The sequence below is a fragment of the Cupriavidus sp. MPR-AND1C genome, assembly GCF_058809705.1.
This window is the reverse complement of sequence record NZ_JBXASU010000126.1, coordinates 1-17,685: the sequence shown is the minus strand read 5'-3', so window position 1 is coordinate 17,685 and position 17,685 is coordinate 1. Positions and strand designations below refer to the sequence as shown.

General features: G+C 66.6%; 14 protein-coding genes. 3 read left to right on the top strand and 11 right to left on the bottom strand.

Annotated features, from left to right (window positions below; genetic code table 11):
- Positions 1-145 precede the first annotated feature (145 nt).
- The 3 genes from AC1RWI_RS35180 to AC1RWI_RS35170 form a co-directional block, all read right to left on the bottom strand.
- Positions 146-811 carry a response regulator gene (locus AC1RWI_RS35180; RefSeq protein ID WP_043345833.1) on the bottom strand — a complete coding sequence of 222 codons (666 nt, stop codon included), beginning with the start codon at positions 809-811 and terminating at the stop codon, positions 146-148.
- Positions 812-866: 55 nt separating this feature from the next.
- Positions 867-2,894, bottom strand: a complete 2,028-nt coding sequence (locus AC1RWI_RS35175; protein WP_492870618.1) for a type IV pili methyl-accepting chemotaxis transducer N-terminal domain-containing protein — start codon at positions 2,892-2,894, stop codon at positions 867-869.
- A gap of 216 nt (positions 2,895-3,110) precedes the next feature.
- Positions 3,111-4,292, bottom strand: a complete 1,182-nt coding sequence (locus tag AC1RWI_RS35170; protein ID WP_492870617.1) for an NAD(P)H-dependent flavin oxidoreductase — start codon at positions 4,290-4,292, stop codon at positions 3,111-3,113.
- 312 nt (positions 4,293-4,604) lie between these two features.
- Here AC1RWI_RS35170 and ubiU point away from each other — a divergent pair, with 312 nt between their 5' ends.
- From ubiU to ubiT, 3 genes are all read left to right on the top strand, one after another.
- Complete coding sequence (ubiU, locus tag AC1RWI_RS35165; protein ID WP_492870616.1) at positions 4,605-5,633, top strand: ubiquinone anaerobic biosynthesis protein UbiU; 1,029 nt, start codon at positions 4,605-4,607, stop codon at positions 5,631-5,633.
- 79 nt (positions 5,634-5,712) lie between these two features.
- Positions 5,713-6,642 (top strand): U32 family peptidase, encoded by a 930-nt coding sequence (locus AC1RWI_RS35160; RefSeq protein ID WP_492870615.1) that lies wholly within the window; start codon positions 5,713-5,715, stop codon positions 6,640-6,642.
- Entirely contained in the window at positions 6,639-7,091 is a 453-nt protein-coding gene (gene ubiT, locus AC1RWI_RS35155) for a ubiquinone anaerobic biosynthesis accessory factor UbiT (protein ID WP_043345838.1), read from the top strand. Before AC1RWI_RS35160 ends, ubiT begins: the two co-directional genes overlap by 4 nt.
- 157 nt (positions 7,092-7,248) lie before the next feature.
- Here the strand turns inward: ubiT and AC1RWI_RS35150 are convergent, their stop codons facing one another.
- From AC1RWI_RS35150 to AC1RWI_RS35115, 8 genes are all read right to left on the bottom strand, one after another.
- On the bottom strand, positions 7,249-7,698 hold the full coding sequence (locus AC1RWI_RS35150; protein ID WP_492870614.1) for a putative zinc-binding protein: 450 nt from the start codon (positions 7,696-7,698) through the stop codon (positions 7,249-7,251).
- A gap of 50 nt (positions 7,699-7,748) precedes the next feature.
- Positions 7,749-8,327 carry a molybdopterin-guanine dinucleotide biosynthesis protein B gene (gene mobB, locus AC1RWI_RS35145; RefSeq protein WP_043345842.1) on the bottom strand — a complete coding sequence of 193 codons (579 nt, stop codon included), beginning with the start codon at positions 8,325-8,327 and terminating at the stop codon, positions 7,749-7,751.
- Positions 8,328-8,488: 161 nt separating this feature from the next.
- Entirely contained in the window at positions 8,489-9,235 is a 747-nt protein-coding gene (locus AC1RWI_RS35140; protein ID WP_492870613.1) for a peptidylprolyl isomerase, read from the bottom strand.
- 56 nt (positions 9,236-9,291) lie between these two features.
- Positions 9,292-9,975 (bottom strand): respiratory nitrate reductase subunit gamma, encoded by a 684-nt coding sequence (narI, locus tag AC1RWI_RS35135; RefSeq protein WP_043345846.1) that lies wholly within the window; start codon positions 9,973-9,975, stop codon positions 9,292-9,294.
- Positions 9,976-9,985: 10 nt separating this feature from the next.
- Positions 9,986-10,690 carry a nitrate reductase molybdenum cofactor assembly chaperone gene (gene narJ / locus AC1RWI_RS35130; RefSeq protein WP_492870612.1) on the bottom strand — a complete coding sequence of 235 codons (705 nt, stop codon included), beginning with the start codon at positions 10,688-10,690 and terminating at the stop codon, positions 9,986-9,988.
- Between the two features lie 97 nt (positions 10,691-10,787).
- Positions 10,788-12,341, bottom strand: coding sequence for a nitrate reductase subunit beta (narH, locus tag AC1RWI_RS35125; protein WP_043345849.1), 1,554 nt, complete (start codon positions 12,339-12,341; stop codon positions 10,788-10,790).
- Complete coding sequence (locus tag AC1RWI_RS35120; protein ID WP_492870611.1) at positions 12,338-16,078, bottom strand: nitrate reductase subunit alpha; 3,741 nt, start codon at positions 16,076-16,078, stop codon at positions 12,338-12,340. Before AC1RWI_RS35120 ends, narH begins: the two co-directional genes overlap by 4 nt.
- Positions 16,079-16,253: 175 nt before the next feature.
- A complete protein-coding gene (locus AC1RWI_RS35115) occupies positions 16,254-17,639 on the bottom strand; it encodes a NarK family nitrate/nitrite MFS transporter (RefSeq protein ID WP_492870610.1) in 1,386 nt (461 codons plus the stop codon).
- Between the last annotated feature and the right edge of the window lie 46 nt (positions 17,640-17,685).

Sequence of the window (17,685 nt, the reverse complement as noted above, 5' to 3'; positions counted from 1 at the left end):
CCGCGCGTGTCGGCAACCAGCCCGGACGGTGCGGTGAGCACGGCCGGAATGCTTGGCGTCATCGAGCGGTAGCGATGATCGCGCAGGTCGAAAATGGGAATGACGGATTCGGTCATGTCTCGAGGGCAAGTGATGCGCGGCCGCTTCAGCCGGGCGCAGTCAGCCCGCGCTCGACGGCGTAGACCGCGATCTGCACGCGGCTCGTCAGGTTGAGTTTCTTGAGGATATTCTGCACATGGATCTTGACGGTGCTTTCCGCCACGCCCAGCTCGCGCGCGATCTCCTTATTGCTTTCGCCGCGCGTGAGGCCACGCACGATCTCGTGTTCGCGCGAGGTAAGCCGGGGCTCGTCGCTCACGCATGCTGCCGTGGTCGCGGCAGGGTTGGTGGGCGCACGGAATTGCGCGACAAGTTTTGCCGTCATGCTTTGCGAAATGACCGCCTCTCCCGCCGCGGCGCGGCGGATGGCGCCGGTCAGGGTTTCCGTTTCGATATTCTTTAACAGATAGCCCCGGGCACCGCTGCGCAGGGCGGCCGCCAGTTCCTCGGCTTGCTCCGACACAGTGAGCATCACCACGGCACTCTCGGGCAAGTCTTCCACCAGCAACTGCAGGGTTTCAAGCCCCGACAGGCCGGGCATGTTCAGGTCCAGCAGGATCACATCGGGCCGGTGCTGCTTGGCCCGCTTGATGCCTTCCACGCCATCCGCCGCTTCGTCGACGATTTCGAAATCGGTCTGGCGCGCAAGCAGGGCGCGCACGCCCGAGCGAAACAGGGAGTGGTCGTCTATCAGGAGGATGCGGATGGTCATGATATTCACTTGAACGAAGTAGGCGAGCGAGGGCGGCCGGCGGCCGTGGCGTTGGTTACCGAGGCAGGATGAGCTCAACGCGCGTGCCCGTGCCGCGCGCGGCCACGATCCGGAGGCTGGCCGAAAGCCGGGCCGCCCGCTCGCGCATGATGTGCAATCCCACGTGGGCCTGATCGTCGGCGGCCGGCTCCATGGGGTCGAAGCCTTCGCCATCGTCCTCCACGACCATGCTGAAGGTGCGCCCATTGCGCACGATGACGCTGGCGTGGCCGGCGCGCGCATGCTTTCGCACATTGGACAGCGCCTCCTGCAGGATGAACAGCACCTGCAATTGCTGCTCCGGCTGCAGGGGCGGCCCGCCCTGCGCGTCATTGAACGCCAGGGCAAGCTCCGTTGCGCTCTGGCGGCGGAAGCGCGCCACGGTGTCTTCCACTGCCTGGCGCAACTCACCATGCGCCAGCTTGCTGCGGAAGTTGAGCAGGAGTTCGCGCACATCCTGATAGCTTTCTTCCACACCGCAACGCAACAGCGGCACGATGGTGCGCGTCTCGTCCATATCGCTGCGCGAGACCGCGTCTTCCAGCACCTGCACCTGCAGGTTCAGGTAGTTGAGGCCCTGGGCAATGCTGTCGTGCAGGCCCTGTGCTACCAGGTTGCGCTCTTCCACCACCGCAAGCTGGCGCGCGGTTTCCGACAGGTGCAGATGATCCAGCGCCACGCCGAGATGCTGTCCGAAGGTCTCGAGCAGGCGGATATCCGAGGCGGGCAGCTTCAGCGGCTGGCGGAAGTGCAGGGAGAAGGTGCCTAGCACCGTGCGCTGCGTTTCTATGCGGAACACCGCAAGCCCCGGGAAGCCTTCCCTCGCGCAGCCGAAGCGCGCATCGGACGCTGGCCGGCCGGCCGAGAGTGCGGCTCCCTTGCTGAGATCTTCAATCAGTACGACGGATTCGCTGGCCGCCTCGCCACAAAAACACGCGTCCACCCTCATGCAGTGCTCGGCTTCTTCCAGTGCAGCCGAGTAGCCAGCCGACACCACCAGGTGCAGCTGGCCGTGGTCCGCATCGATCATGCGCACGCTGCCGCCGTCGGCATTGAACTGCTGCATCACGCGCTCCAGGAAGCCGCGGCAAAGCGCCTCGCTGTCATTCGGCATATTGAGAAAGGCGGCCATGTCGTAAAGCGCCGCGAGGTCGCGGTTGTGCCGCGCCAGCTCGGCGGTCTTCTGCGCCACGCGTGCTTCCAGGTCCTGGTATAGCCCCTCCAGTTCGCCGGCCATCCGGTTGAAACCGTCCGCCAGCATGCCGAACTCGTCGCGCGTCTCCACCGGCAGGCGCAGGGAGAACTCCCGCGCGGCCATGCGCTGCAAGCCATCCTGCAAGCGCATGACCGGAAGGATGATCCAGATGTAGAGCAGGTAGATGACGGCCACCGTACCCATGCAGGCCATTGCCGCGAGTCCGGCCTGAGACAGCCGCAGCAGGGTGGTCTTGGTGGCGTTCTCCTGCTCGATCATGCTGACCAGGCGATTGACCTGATCGACAAAGGCGGCCAGCGCGGCAGGGTAGGCAGGCGCTTCGCCGGTTGCGACGCCCAGGTCGGCGAGCGCGCTGGGCTTGATGCGCTGGTTCCAGTCATGGCTGACCCGCTCCAGTTGTGCGCGGATGCCGGGGTCGTCCGGCAGGAACAAGGGCCGCGCCGGATCGCCTTGGCGCAGGCGTGCCAGAGTGGCATCCATCCCGGTGATCTGCGCATCCAGTTGATGGCGCTCGCCGGCATGTGCCCTGGCCAGTTCGATGGCGACGCGATTGGCGCGCATGCGCAGGCTGCCCGCATCATTGATGGCCGCGCCCGCGCCTTCGAGCTGCCATGACAGCCACAGCGTCCCGGAAATCATGGCCAGCACGATCAGCAGCGCGCCCAGCGAGAGCGAGACGATGCGTGTCGACAGCCGGTGGCGCAAACCAGGCAACGCTGCCTGGCCAGGCAGCGCCGGGAAGGACTGCTCCACGGGGGAAGCGTGCCGCGAAGCGCACGGGGAAGCGGGCGGGAAAGCGGACGGGGAAGGGGGCGTGAGATCTACCATATGGCTCCGGCCCCCCGGCGGACGTCTTCGGTCTGGATCGGCGCTTCAGGGGCTTGTCGCATTATTGACGCGAAGCCGGCGTGGCGACTTGCGCAAAATCAATATCCCCTGCGTCGCCGGGTGGCGCTTGGCTAACTTTCCTTAAATATCATGGCGTGACGCAATTTCCGGCGTCGAGACCGGGATGAATCGGTCAGTGCGGTGAGGCGGGTGCAGTCAAATGGCCGGGGCCACCGTGCCCCGCTGCGTGCCGGCGCCCGCGGGCATTTCGCCGGTGAGCAGGTAATGCATCAGTTCGCGCACCGGACGGATGGCCTCGCCGAACGGCAAGGCTCCCTTGCCACGGAAGAATAGCCCGCGTTCCACGTCGCCGCGCATGGCCTGGGCCAGCTTGAGGTCGATGCAGAACTGGCCCACGCGGCCGACGCCATCGCGCAGGCCGCAGGCCTGCAGGCAGTCGAAGCCTTCGAGGCAGTCGCGCACCTTGGCGCGGGTCTGCAGCGCGGCTTCACGCGACAGGTAACGCTTGAGCCAGGGCGTCAGCACGGCGCGTGCTGGCAGGCCGGCCACGCTGGTGAATTCACTCAGTTGTCCGGGATGCGCACTGGCCAGGACTTCCTTGAAGGCCGGGTGTGCATCGCCTTCCTCGGTGACGGCAAAGGCCGTGCCCAGTTGCACGGCGGCGGCGCCTTGATCCAGCCAGTGACGGACTTTGGCGTGGGTGTTGATGCCGCCGGCAAGGATCAGGGGTACGCTGTCCCAGGCCAGCCCCAGCCCGGCGAACAGTTCACGGCATTCGGCCAGCACGCGGGTGAAGGAGAAGCGCTGGTCGCCGAGGTCCTCGATGCGCGAAGCCCCGAGGTGGCCGCCGGCGTGCGCCGGATGTTCGACGACGATCGCGTCCGGCAGGCGGTTTTTCTTCATCCACTTGCGCAGCACCAGGCCGATGCCACGGGAATCCGACAGGATCGGGATCAGCGCAATGTTCGGGTGGCCGGCCGTGAGGTCGGGCAGGTCGAGGGGCAGTCCCGCGCCCATCACGATCGCATCGGCCCCGCTCTCGCAAGCCTGCCGGACCAGCGCGGCATGCGAGCTGACTGCTTTCATGACGTTGACCGCGATGGCGCCGCGCCCGCCGGAGAGCCGCCGCGCGCCCTGGATCTCGCGATCCAGGGCCACCAGGTTCGCCGCTTCCGTCTTGTCCTTGTCGCGTGATTTGGCGGTGGCCGCCAGCAGGTCCGGATGATGGTGGCGCAGATCGATGCTGGCAATGGTGCCCATGCCGTTCTGGCTCGCCACCGCGCCCGCGAGCCGGTGCGCGGAGATGCCAATACCCATGCCGCCCTGTACCACCGGGACCAGCCGGCGGCCCATCAGCTTTAGCCATTGCTCTTGCATATCACCCTCGATAAGACATCCCGCTCGCCGGCGGAGGTGCCGGGCGATACAGGAAACCGGCATAGGGTTGCATGGGCAGGTGGCCGGGGAATTGCGCTGGATCAAGCCGCGCACGGCACGATACCAATGGCCTATGCCACTCGGCGGAGGGCCGCTGTTCCATGCGCGCGCCACAGCCCACGCTTTTGCGCCTGGTCAACTGGTTCGCCCCCGGGCTTGGCTAGGATCGTGCCTCACAGGCGTTCGCCGCCACCGCGGCGCATGCGGACTCCTAAACCCCGTTGACCCTGTTGACCCCGTTGAGCCTATCCAATGACACCCAACACATCCGGCGCAACGCGCCGACCGCAACTGGTTGCGCCCGCCGGCTCGCTGGCGGCGCTGCGCGTGGCGCTGCAACGTGGCGCCGACGCCGTCTACCTTGGCCTGCGCGACGCCACCAATGCGCGCAACTTCGGCGGGCTGAACTTCACCGAGGCCGACATCCAGGCAGGCGTGGCCGAGGCCCATGCGCAAGGCGCGCAAGTCTTGTTCGCCATCAATACCTTCGCGCAGATGGGTGCGGTCACGTGCTGGCATCGCGCCGTCGATGCCGCGGCGGAACTCGGCGCTGACGCGGTCATCATGGCCGACCCCGGCCTCATGGCCTATGCCCGCGAGCGCCATCCGCAACTGCGTCTTCATCTGTCGGTGCAAGGCTCGGCCACGCATGCCGACGCCATCGAGCTGATGCGCGCGCGTTTCGGCATACACCGGGTGGTGCTGCCGCGTGTGCTGACGCTGGCGCAGATTGGCAAGCTAGCGCGCCAGACCGACGTGGAGCTCGAAGTGTTTGGCTTCGGCAGCCTGTGCGTGATGGCCGAAGGCCGCTGCCTGCTGTCCTCCTACGCGACTGGCGACTCGCCGAACAACAAGGGGGTGTGCTCGCCCGCGCACGCGGTACGCTGGGAAGAGCGCGAGGGAACCATGCAGGCGCGGCTGTCCGGCATCCTGATCGACAGCTACGCGCCGGGCGAGGCCGCCGGCTATCCGACGTTGTGCAAAGGGCGATTCGAGGTGGAAGGCGAACGGGGCTATGTGCTCGAGGAGCCGACCAGCCTCAATGCGCTGTCGCTGCTGCCGGCGCTGATCGGCATGGGCATCGCTGCCATCAAGATCGAAGGCCGCCAGCGCAGCCCGCGTTATGTGGGCGATGTGGTCGGCGTGCTGCGCGCGGCGATCGACGCGGCGTGCACCGATCCGGCGCGCTTCACAGCACGGCAGGAATGGCAGGGCGTGCTTGGCCGGCACGCCGAGGGTGACCAGGTTACCCAGGGCGCGTACGACCGGCCGTGGCGCTAAGGCAGGTCCGTCGCGCCTTTGCCGGCTGCATTCCTCATGCCTCACGGCATGCCAACTTTCTTCTGGAACCCAACTACCCATGAACGATTCGATGATCGACCCCGCCGCCGCCACGGCGGCCCGCTTGGGCATCTCGCTCGGCCCGCTGCTGTACTACTGGCCGCGTGCCACGGTCATGCAGTTCTATGCCGAGGTCGCGCACTCCGCGGTCGACCGCGTCTACCTGGGCGAAACCGTCTGTACCCGGCGTCATGAGCTACGCCATGCCCACTGGCTGGAGATCGCGCAGATGCTGCAGGAGGCCGGCAAGGACGTCGTGCTCTCGACGCCGGTGCTGGTCGAGTCCGACAGCGATATTGCCTGCATGCACCGCGTTTGCGAGCAGACAGAATATCTGGTCGAGGCCAACGACCTCGGCGCGGTCAACCGGATGCATGGACGCCCCTTCGTGTGCGGACCGCATCTCAACGTGTATCACGCGGATACGCTGGCCTGGCTGAGCGGGCTGGGCGCAGTGGCATGCGTGCCACCGCTGGAAATGGACCGCACCGCGCTGGCGGCGCTGGCGGCGGCTCGCCCGGCAGCCACGGGGCTGGAGGTACTGGTCTGGGGCCGCATGCCGCTGGCGTTTTCGGCGCGTTGTTTCACCGCGCGCCATCACAGGCTGCGCAAGGACAACTGCGAGTTCCGCTGTCTGGATTACCCGGATGGCCTGGTGGCCTCGACCGGGGAGGGCCAGCCATTCTTCACGCTCAACGGGGTGCAGATCCAGTCCGCGACTTGTCTCGACCTGTGCGCCGAAGTGCCGGCCTTGATGGCCATGGGGATCGACTCCGTGCGCGTCAGCCCGCATGCCAGCGCCACGCTGGATGTCGTGGCAGCGCTCGCGGCACTGCGGTCCGGCGCACGGACCACGGCATCCGGCGGCCTGCTGCCGGCGGGGGCACAGCCCAGCAATGGCTACTGGGGCGCAAAGGCCGGCATCGCCTGGCAGGAGGCACACGCATGATCGGCCCCAAAGCCATGCTGGCACGCCTGCACCGCGCGGTTCCGGCGCAGGCCCAGGCCTTACCCCTGGTGGCCGCGCTGGAGCTTGCGCGGCGGCGTGGCTGGCTGCAGCCACCGGCGGCGCTCGATGGCCACTGCTTCCTGTTGACGGTGGAGGACCTTGGCCTGCAGATACGTTTTCGCTGCGCGGATGGCCGCTTCGCCGCCGGGCCCTTTGACGGCACCCCCCCGACGCTGGCGTTGCGCGCCAAGGCTGTCGATTACCTGCGTCTGCTGGGCGGGCAGGCCGATACCGACACGCTGTTCTTCCAGCGGCGTCTGGTGATCGGCGGCGATACCGCGCTCGGCCTGGAAGTGAAATACTGGCTGGACGCGGTGAGCCGGCCGGAGTGGCTGACCGGCCTGACCAGGCATCTGGCGGCGGGTGCCGTCGCGCCGCACGCTGGCTGATGAGGCGGCAAGGGCGGCCGGGGGAGTGGGTGGGCGCTTGTTATGCCGTCGCGCCGGACCAAGCCATTGGCTTGGCTTCAAGTGGCGCCTGGCCAAACCGCCCCCTCTAGCCAACCCTCTCCCCGTGATGTGACAGGAGAGGGAGTCAAAGCCGTCGTCATTCCAGGCTGCTTTGGCGCAACTTGTCGCTCTCGGCTAATGCCGCCGGTTTGTCAGCAGGCTGGGGCGACGCATCCTTGATAGCCGACAGCGCCGACATCACGGCCTGCCAGGCCGCGCCAGCCTCCGCTTCGCTGCATTCGCCATGCTGCCGCTTGGTGGCCCCCAGGCGGTTGAGCACAAGGTGCTGGCCGGGTTCCACGCCCGCGCTGGCCAGGCAGGCTTTCACGCAGGCCAGCGGGCAGCCGTCCAGGGCCAGGATCGGGCGGCCCGAGCGCGCCACCCTGGTGAGCGCGGCAACGCCGCCGCCAACCCCGCTGATGCAGGACATCTCGGCCATCCCGCTGCGATCCAGCCGCACGGCGAAGGTGTTGGCGAGCTGCGCCACGCTGGAGCAGCCAGAGCAGGCGTAGACGAGGGGCAAGGATGTGGTGCCAGCCTTGGGCATTGCGATACCTCCGGACTTGATGTGCGGTCTAAGGGAGCGTCGGAACGTCCTCAGGAAGCGATTGCCGACGGCTCGCATCGCGCGCTGCCCGGGGAAGCGGCAAGGCGCTCGCCACGCGGCGCGACAGCGCCGTCCAGCCCGCACAGCCTGAGAATAAAGCGCGCCACCTGGGCAGCCTGGTCGAGCGGCAGGCACGGCATGCCGATATCGAGCGGCACGTCGCTGGCCACCGCGACGATGGACGCATCGCGCGGGTAGTAGGGCGCGCGCCCGTGCGCCGGCCGGTATACCTCGATGCGCGCAATGGCTTCGCTGCGGAACCCTTCCACCAGGGTTAGGTCCGCCGGCGCCAGGCGTGCCACCTGCTCGCGCAGGGTGGGCTCCGGCGCGCCGTTCAGGTCGTGCACGATGGCGAAACGAAAGGGCGAGGCCACCAGCACCTCGCCGGCACCGGCCTGGCGAAAGCGCGCGCTGTCCTTGCCCGGCGGTTCGAGTTCGAGGGGATGGTGGCTATGCTTGATGACGTTGACGGTCAGCCCTTGCTGGCGGAACCAGGCGAGCATGGCTGTGATCAGCGTGGTCTTGCCGCTGCCCGAGGTGCCGGCGATGCCAATGATGGCGGGTTGCATGACTGTTCTCCCATGAGTTGCGTCCGGGCAGGCTGACTGGCAAAGCGCGGCGTGCGTTCCAGTGGAGCGAGATGCGTGCGCCTCCGGCTTTCCAGTGCCTGCGCCTGTTGCCTGCTGCCTGCTGCCTGTTGCCTGTTGCCGGACGTGGCGGTGAAGGTTGCTTATTGCACCAGCGGCGTTTCGGCGCCGCCCAGGTCGATCCCTTCAATGCTGGCGCCGCCGATCAGCAGGCTTGCATACTGCTTCCAGGCGCGGTCGCGCGCCGCCGCCGCGAGGGCGCGCGCGATGGATTGCCGCACGGCATCGAACGGCAACTGCACGCCTTCGCAGCGCGCGACGACCCGCACCACGTGCAGGCCATAGCGCGTTTCAACCAGCCGGGCCAACACGCCGGGGTGGCGCGCCGCGAAGATGGCGCGCTCGAACTCGGGCGCGGTCTCGCCGCGCAACACACGGCCAAGGCGCCCGCCGCCGGCGCCGGTCGGGCAGTTGGAGCGGGCGATGGCCAGGCCGGTGAATGCCGGGGGATCGGCCTGCACCTGCGCGAGGGTGGCCTCGGCGGTTGCGCGCAGCGCATCGAGCGGGACGCGTGGCGTCACCTGGAACAGGATGTGCTCGGCCTCGACCCATTCGCCCTCGCGGAAGTGCTCCAGGTGGTGATCGTAATGCCGGCGGCAACTGGCCTCGTCCGGCTCGGGCAGCCCGACCTCCCGCTCCAGCAGGGCTTGCGTGAGTGCCTCGTCGTCGCTGCCGGGCAGTCCGAGCCGCCGCGCTTGCGCACGCACCAGATGGCGCAGGATAAGGGCAACCACGGCATGCCGGGTGGGCTCGGGCGAGCCGCTATGGTGAGCCAGTTCGCGCTCGATTTCGGCGTCTTCCAGTTCGACGCCATTGACTAACACAGGCATTGCATTCTCCTTGCCGGGTGGGTGGGTGGACGGACGGACGGGCGGGCGGACGGGCGTTAGCGGCTGCGCACCAGTTGCCAGGCGCGGCCAAGGTAGCCGATGGATCCAAAGCCGCTCCACACATGCACCAGGCGGGTGAAGGGGAAGATGACGAACAGCGAGATCCCCATGAACAGGTGGAGCTTGAACAGCAGCGGTGCGTCGGCGATATAGCTGGCGGCGTCCCCGCGCAGGGTGACGATGTGCTGCGCCCAGGTCATGAGCTGCACCATCATGTGGCCGTCCATATGGCGGGACGATTCAAAGATGGTGGAAAGGCCCAGCAGCAAGGTCGCCAGGATCCACAGCAGCAGCACCTTGTCGCCGGCACGTGTGACCGCGGACACGCGGGCATTGGTGAAGCGGCGGTGGAGCAGGATCAGCAGGCCGGACAGGCACATGGTGCCCATCAGGCCGCCGGCCGCCATGGCCACGCCTTGCTTGAAGCCATGCGAGACGCCGAGTGCGTCCCAGACCGCCACCGGCGTCAGCAGGCCCGCCAGATGGCCGAAGAACAGCCCGATGATGCCGACGTGAAAGAGGATGCTGCCCACGCGCAGGTTGCCGCGATGCAACAGCTGCGAGCTGTCGCTCTTCCAGCCGTACTGTTCGCGCTCGAAGCGCGCCAGGCTGCCGAACAGGAAGACGACCAGGGCGATGTACGGATAGATGCCGTAGAGGAATTGGTTGAGCAGGTTCATGGTCGTCGCCTCAGCAAGCGGTGGGCATGGGCGTTGGGGTTGGCGTGCGGGTTGGTGTGCGAGTTGGCGTGATACCACGGGCGTAAAAGTGCACGGGCTGGTCGCCCGTGGGGCGCGCAGCGAGCAGTGGCTCCACGCCGTCCGCGCCGGGGCCGAAGGTCTCCAGCGCTTCGTCCATGTCGCGCACCGGCGGCTCGGTCCGGGCTTGCGGCTGCACATCCGTGAGCGTGCGCAATACGGCGAACGCCGTGGCATACGGGCTCTCGTTGCGCGCCAGCCGGTCGCCGACCGCGGCAAGCACGTGGATGGCGTCGCCCAGCAGTTGTCCGGCATGCGCGTCCTTGCCGTCTGCGACCAGCGCGCCCAGGAACTCCAGGAACAGCGGCACGTAGTCGGGCAGCTCCGCCTCGGCGGGCTCGAAGCCCTCGCGGCGGTATTCGTCGATCAGGTCGACCATCGCCTGGCCGCGATCCCGGCTCTCGCCGTGCACGTGTTCGAACAGGTGCAGCGAGTGGGCGGGGTTGCGGTCGAAGGTGGCGACGTAGTTCTCCTGGAGCTCGATCAGCGTGTTTGTCTTCAACAGATCGCCCAACGGCGCCAGCGTGGCCTGCGCCTGCGGCCACTCGGCCAGCGCGGCGTCGATTTCAGGCAGGGCGTCTAGCAGCTCCTGCTCGGGGTAGCACAGCAGGGCGCTGAGGATGGGGTAAAGCGGCATGGGAAGGCTCCTGTTCTGTTCTGTCTGGATGGGGAAGATGCGGGTGCCGGCCGCCCCCCGTTTGCCAACGGGGGCGTGGCGGCACGTCAGGCGCCGGTCATGACGCCGCCAAGGCCTTCTTGCGCGATTTCGGCATGTCCGCGAACATCACGCTGCCTTGCGGTTTCTTGCCGAACAGGGAGCCGTCGGACGTCCCGCCCGAGCATCCGTTGCCGAACGTGAAGCCGCAGCTCGCCTTGTCGTTGAAGCTGTCCTCCACCATTTCCTTGTGCGAGGACGGGATTACGAAGCGATCTTCATAGTTGGCGATTGCCATGATCTGGTACATGTCCTCCACTTGCGCCGGCGTGAGGCCGACCTGTTCCAGCACAGCCAGGTCCTGCACGTCGTCCACCACTTCCGAGCGCTTGTAGGCGCGCATGGCCAGCATGCGCTCGAGCGCCTTGAGCACCGGCGCGACTTCCCCCGCGGTCAGCAGGTTGGCCAGGTACTTGACCGGGATGCGCAGGCTCTTCACGTCCGGAATCACGCCGTTCATGCCCATGTGGCCGGCCTCGGCGGCCGACTGGATCGGCGACAGCGGCGGGATGTACCACACCATCGGCAGCGTGCGGTACTCGGGGTGCAGCGGGAAGGCCACCTTCCATTCGCAGGCCATCTTGTAGACCGGCGACTTGCGCGCGGCGTCCAGCCAGCTTTGCGGGACGCCCTGGCGCAGCGCTTCGGCCTGGACGGCCGGATCGTGCGGGTCGAGGAAGATGTCCAGCTGCGACTGGTAGAGATCCTGCGTGTTCTCCACCGAGGCGGCTTCCTGGATGCGATCGGCGTCGTACAGCATCACGCCCAGGTAGCGGATCCGGCCGACGCAGGTTTCCGCGCAGACGGTGGGCTGGCCCGCTTCGATGCGCGGATAGCAGAACAGGCATTTCTCGGCCTTGCCGCTTTGCCAGTTGTAGTAGATCTTCTTGTACGGGCATCCGGAGATGCACATGCGCCAGCCGCGGCATTTGTCCTGGTCGACCAGCACGATGCCGTCGTCCTCGCGCTTGTAGATCGAGCCGGACGGGCAGGAGGCCACGCAGGTCGGGTTCAGGCAATGCTCGCACAGGCGCGGCAGGTACATCATGAAGGTGTTCTCGAAGGTCGAGTACATCTCCTTTTGCACGTCTTCGAACAGCTTGTCCTTGCTGCGCGCGCTGAACTCGCCGCCCAGGTCGTCTTCCCAGTTCGGGCCCCATTCGATCTTTTCCATCGTCTTGCCGGTCAGCACGGACACCGGACGGGCGGTGGGCGGCGTCTGCACCAGCGGAGCCTTCTGCAGGTGCTCGTAGTCGTAGGTGAACGGCTCGTAGTATTCGTCGATCTGCGGCAGGTTGGGATTGGTAAACAGCTTTGCCAGGATGCCGAGCTTGCTGCCCTGGCGCGGCTCGAGCTTGCCAGCGGCATTGCGCACCCAGCCGCCATGCCACTTGTCCTGGTTCTCCCACTCCTTGGGGTAGCCGATGCCGGGCTTGGTCTCGACGTTGTTGAACCAGGCGTATTCCACGCCGTCGCGGCTGGTCCACACGTTCTTGCAGGTAATCGAGCAGGTATGGCAGCCAATGCACTTGTCCAGGTTCAGGACCATGGCTACCTGGGCGCGGATTTTCATTGCTCAGCTCCTTCCTTGGCTTGTTTTTCCACCAGCGGGCCTTCCAGCCAGTCGACCTTGTTCATCTTGCGCAGGATCACGAACTCGTCGCGGTTGCTGCCGACGGTGCCGTAGTAGTTGAAACCGTAGGCCAGTTGCGCGTAGCCGCCGATCATGTGGGTGGGCTTGGTGACCGTGCGGGTCACCGAGTTATGGATGCCGCCGCGCATGCCGCTGGTTTCGGCGCCGGGCACGTTCACGATCTTTTCCTGGGCGTGGTACATCAGGCACATCCCCTTGGGGACCCGCTGGGACACCACCACCCGCGCGGTCAGCGTGCCATTGACGTTGAAGACTTCCACCCAGTCGTTGTCCCGGATGCCGCTGGCCTTGGCCTCGGTCTCGGAGATCCAGACGTGCGGCCCGCCGCGCGACAGCGTCAGCATGCGCAGGTTGTCCGAATAGGTGGAGTGGATGCCCCACTTCTGGTGCGGCGTGATCCAGTTCAGCACCAGCTCGGTGTTGCCGTTGGGCTTGGCGCCCAGCATCGGCGCGATGGTCTTGGTGTCGATGGCGGGCTTGTAGACGCAGTTGCCCTCGCCAAAATCCAGCATCCAGCGATGGTCCTGGTAGAACTGCTGGCGCCCGGTCAGGGTGCGCCAGGGAATCAGCTCGTGCACATTGGTATAGCCTGCGTTGTAGCTGACTTCCTCCGATTCGAGCCCGGACCAGGTCGGCGCGGAGATGATCTTGCGCGGCTGCACCTGGACGTCGCGAAAGCGGATCTTGTCGTGCTCGCGCCCGGCGGCCAGGTGGGCGTGATCGCGCCCGGTGATGGCCGACAGCGCTTCCCACGCCTTTACCGCGACATGCCCGTTGGTTTCCGGCGCGAAGGTCAGGATCATCTCGGCGGCGTCGATGGCGGTATCCAGCCGCGGCCGGCCCTGGCTCACGCCGGGCTCGTCCACCGTCTTGCTGAGCGTGCCGATTTCCTTGACTTCGTGGCGGGTATCCCAGTTGATGCCCTTGCCGCCGTTGCCGTGCTTGTCGAGCAGCGGTCCGATCGAGGTGAATTTCTTGTAGATGTCGGCATAGTTGCGCTCGACCACGGTCATCGATGGCGCGGTCTTGCCGGGGATCAGCTCGCATTCGCCGCGCTTCCAGTCCTTCGGCTCGAACGGCTGGGCCAGCTCGCCCGGGGTGTCATGCAGCAAGGGGCTGCAGACCAGGTCCTTGCGGGTGCCCAGGTGGGCACCGCCGATCTCGCTGAACTTCTTGGCGATCGCCTTGTAGATTTCCCAGTCCGTGCGGCTCTCCCACAGCGGCTGCACCGCCTCCGACAAGGGATGGATGAAGGGATGCATGTCCGAGGTGTTGAGATCGTCCTTCTCGTACCAGGTTGCGGTCGGCAGCACGATATCGCCGTACAGGCAGGTGGTGCTCATGCGGAAATCGAGCACGGTCAGCAGGTCGAGCTTGCCCTCGGCGGCGGGGCGCACCTTCACCTCGCTCGGCGTGATCGCGTTGGCCTCGTCGCTGAACACGGCGTTCTGGGTGCCAAGCAGGTACTTGAGAAAGTACTCGTGCCCCTTGCCCGAGCTGCCGAGGATATTCGAGCGCCAGACGAACATGTTGCGCGGGAAGTTCTCCGGGTTGTCGGGGTCGTCGCAGGCGAACTGCAATCCGCCGGACTTCAGTTGTTCGACCGTATAGGCCACAGGGTCCTTGCCTGCCGCGGCGGCCGCGTCGGCCACATCGAGCGGATTGCTGCTCAACTGCGGCGCCGAAGGCAGCCAACCCATGCGCTCCGAGCGGGCGTTCAGGTCCAGCAGCGAGAGATTCTCGTACTTGGCCTTGTCGGCGGTCGGGGCAAGGATCTCGTCCACGGCGAGCTTTTCGTGGCGCCACTGGCTGGTGTGGCTGTAGAAGAACGAGGTGCCGTTCATCTGGCGCGGCGGGCGCGACCAGTCCAGGCCGAAGGCCAGCGGAGCCCAGCCGAACTGCGGGCGCAGTTTCTCCTGGCCCACGTAGTGGGCCCAGCCGCCGCCGCTCTTGCCCACGCATCCGCACATCATCAGCAGGTTGATGATGCCGCGGTAGATCATGTCGTTGTGGTACCAGTGGTTGAGCCCGGCGCCGACGATCACCATGCTCTTGCCCTGGGTGCGATCGGCGTTGTCGGCGAACTCGCGTGCCACCTGTATCACCAGGTGGCGCGGCACCGTGGTGTGCTTCTCCTGCCAGGCCGGCGTGTAGGGCACATCGTCGTCGAAGGATGTGGCCACGTTGTCGCCGCCCAGGCCCTGGTCCACGCCGTAGTTGGCCATCTGCAGGTCATAGACCGTGGCCACCAGCGCGCTGCTGCCGTCCGCCAGCGTGATGCGCCTGGCCGGCACGCGGCGCTTGAGCAGGGCATCGTGCTCCGCGCCGAAGTACGGGAAGCCGACCTCCGCCACCTCGTGCTCGGCTGCCATCAGCGAGAGCAGGGGGTCAAGCGCTTGTCCGCTGCCGCCGTCCTTCATTTCCAGGTTCCAGCGGCCTACCTTCTCGCCGTCGTTGTGGGCGGCCTCGCCCCAGCGAAAACCGATGCTGCCATTGGGGGCCGCAAAGTCGCCGCTGGCGCTATCGATGACCAGGGTCTTCCATTCCGGGTTGTTGGCTTCGCCGCGGGCGCCGGCCAGGTGGGAGGCGCGCAGGAAATGATCGGGGACCAGCGTGCCGCCGTTGTCGCGCAGCAGCACCAGCATCGGCATGTCGGTGTACTGCCTGATGTAGTCGCGGAAATAGGCGGAGCGTGCGTTCAGGTGGAATTCCTTGAGCACCACATGGCCCATGGCCATGGCCAGGGCGGCGTCCGTGCCTTGGGTGGGGGTCAGCCAGATATCGCCGAACTTGACCATCTCGCCGAAGTCGGACGACACGGCCACGGTCTTGGTGCCCTTGTAGCGGACTTCGGTATAGAAGTGCGCGTCCGGGGTGCGCGTCTGCGGCACGTTGGAGCCCCACACCATCAGGTAGGTGGAGTTGTACCAGTCGGCCGATTCCGGCACGTCTGTCTGCTCGCCCCAGACTTGCGGGCTGGCCGGCGGCAGGTCGCAGTACCAGTCATAGAAGGACAGGCAGACCCCGCCCAGCAGGCTCAGGTAGCGCGCCCCGGCGGCGTAAGAGACCATCGACATGGCCGGGATCGGCGAGAACCCGACCACGCGGTCCGGGCCGAAGCGCTTGATGGTAAAGGCATTGGCTGCCGCGATCATCTCCGTGGCGGTGTCCCAGTCGGCCCGCACGAAGCCGCCCAGGCCGCGCACGCTCTTGTAGCGATTGGCTTTGACGGGATCCTGGCTGATCGAGGCCCAGGCGGCCACGGGGTCCATGGTCTTGCGGGCCTCGCGCCACATCTCCATCAGGCGGCCGCGGATCATCGGGTACTTCACGCGTTGCGCCGAATACACGTACCAGCTGTACGAGGCGCCGCGAGGGCAGCCGCGCGGCTCGTGGTTGGGCAGGTCGGGCCGGGTGCGCGGATAGTCGGTCTGCTGCGTTTCCCAGGTGATCAGTCCGTTCTTGACGTAGACCTTCCAGGAGCACGAACCTGTACAGTTCACGCCGTGGGTGGAACGCACGATCTTGTCGTGCTGCCAGCGGCTGCGATATCCGTTCTCCCACCGGCGGTCCTCGTCCACCACGGCGCCGTGTCCACCCGCGAAGGTGGACTTGACGCGCGACATGAATTTCAGTCGATCCAGAAAATGGCTCATTGTTGTTCTCCGCGAGTGCTTTTGCTGACCGTTGGGCTATCGGTCCAGGGATGTTGCAAGCTTATGGGCCAGGCCCGGCCGTGCCCATTCGCTGGTGGGGGAGTAGGGCGCGATGCGCTCGGGCTAGTCCGGGCGCGGCCGCCTAGTTCGGAGGAACTAGGCCGGCCGGCACCGTTCAGCAAGGCATGGGCGCGTTCTTGCGCGCGTAGTACCACCAGGTCACCAGCACGCAACTCACGTAGAAGACCACAAAGCAATACAGCGCCGCGTCCGCCGAACCGGTCAGCTCCAGCGAGGTGCCGAAGCTCTTGGGAATGAAAAAGCCGCCGTAGGCCCCAATGGCACCGGAAAAACCCAGCACCGCGGCCGATTCCTTGCCGGCGTCCAGCTGCGCCTGCTTTTGCGCCGCGGCGTCCTTGCCGCGCGCGGCGCGCTGGCGCTCGGTCAGGAAGATCACCGGGATCATGCGGAAGGTCGAACCATTGCCGACGCCGGTCAGCGCGAACAGCACCACGAACGCGGCCAGGAAACCCTGGAAGCTGCCGCCGGCGCCGTCATGCGGCAGCGTGGCCAGCACGCCGAACACGGCGGCAATCATCGCCACGAAGCTCCACAGCGTGACCCGGGCTCCGCCCAGCTTGTCCGACACCCAGCCACCCACCGGCCGCATCAGCGCGCCCACCAGCGGCCCGAGGAAGGCGTAGGCGGTGGGGTTGACGCCGGGGAACTGCGACTTGGTGAGCAGCGCGAACCCGGCCGAGAAGCCGATGAACGAGCCGAAGGTGCCCACGTACAGCCAGCACATCAGCCAGTTGTGCTTGCGCTTGAAGATCACCGCCTGGTCGGCGAATGAGGCGCGCGCATCGGCGATGTCGTTCATGCCGAACCACGCGGCGAGGGTGGCGGCCAGGATGAACGGCACCCAGATAAAGCCGGCGTTCTGCAGCCACAGACTCCTGCTGACGTCGCCGGCCTGGTAGGCCTGGGGTTCGCCGCCAACGGCGCCGAACAGCCCCACGGAGACCACCAGCGGGGTAAGGAACTGCACCACCGATACGCCCAGGTTGCCAATGCCGGCATTGAGCCCCGTCGCCAGGCCCTTCTTGGCCTTGGGGAAGAAGAAGCTGATGTTGGACATCGAGGAACTGAAGTTGGCGCCGCCGAATCCGCACAGCAGTGCCAGCACCAGCAAGGTGGGATAGCTCGTGGCCGGGTCGCGCAGCGCGAACCCCATGCCCAGCGCCGGCACCAGCAGCGTGGCGGTGGAGATGGCCGTGAACCGGCGGCCGCCGAAGATCGGCACCAGGAAGGCGTAGAAGATGCGCAGCGTGGCGCCCGAAAGTGCCGGCAGCGCGGTGAGCCAGAACAGCTGGTTCTTGCTGAAGCGGAAGCCGGCGCGGTCCAGGTTGACCGCCACCACGCTCCACAGCATCCAGATTGCAAAGGCGAGCATCAGGGCGAGGATCGAGATCCACAGGTTACGGTAGGCGATGCGTTCGCCGTGGGTGCGCCAGAAGGCCGCGCTTTCGGGCTCCCAGCGGGTTAGTACGGAGCTAGACATGACAATGTCCTATGTGACGGAAGAAGGAATCGGGGGATCGAGGGGG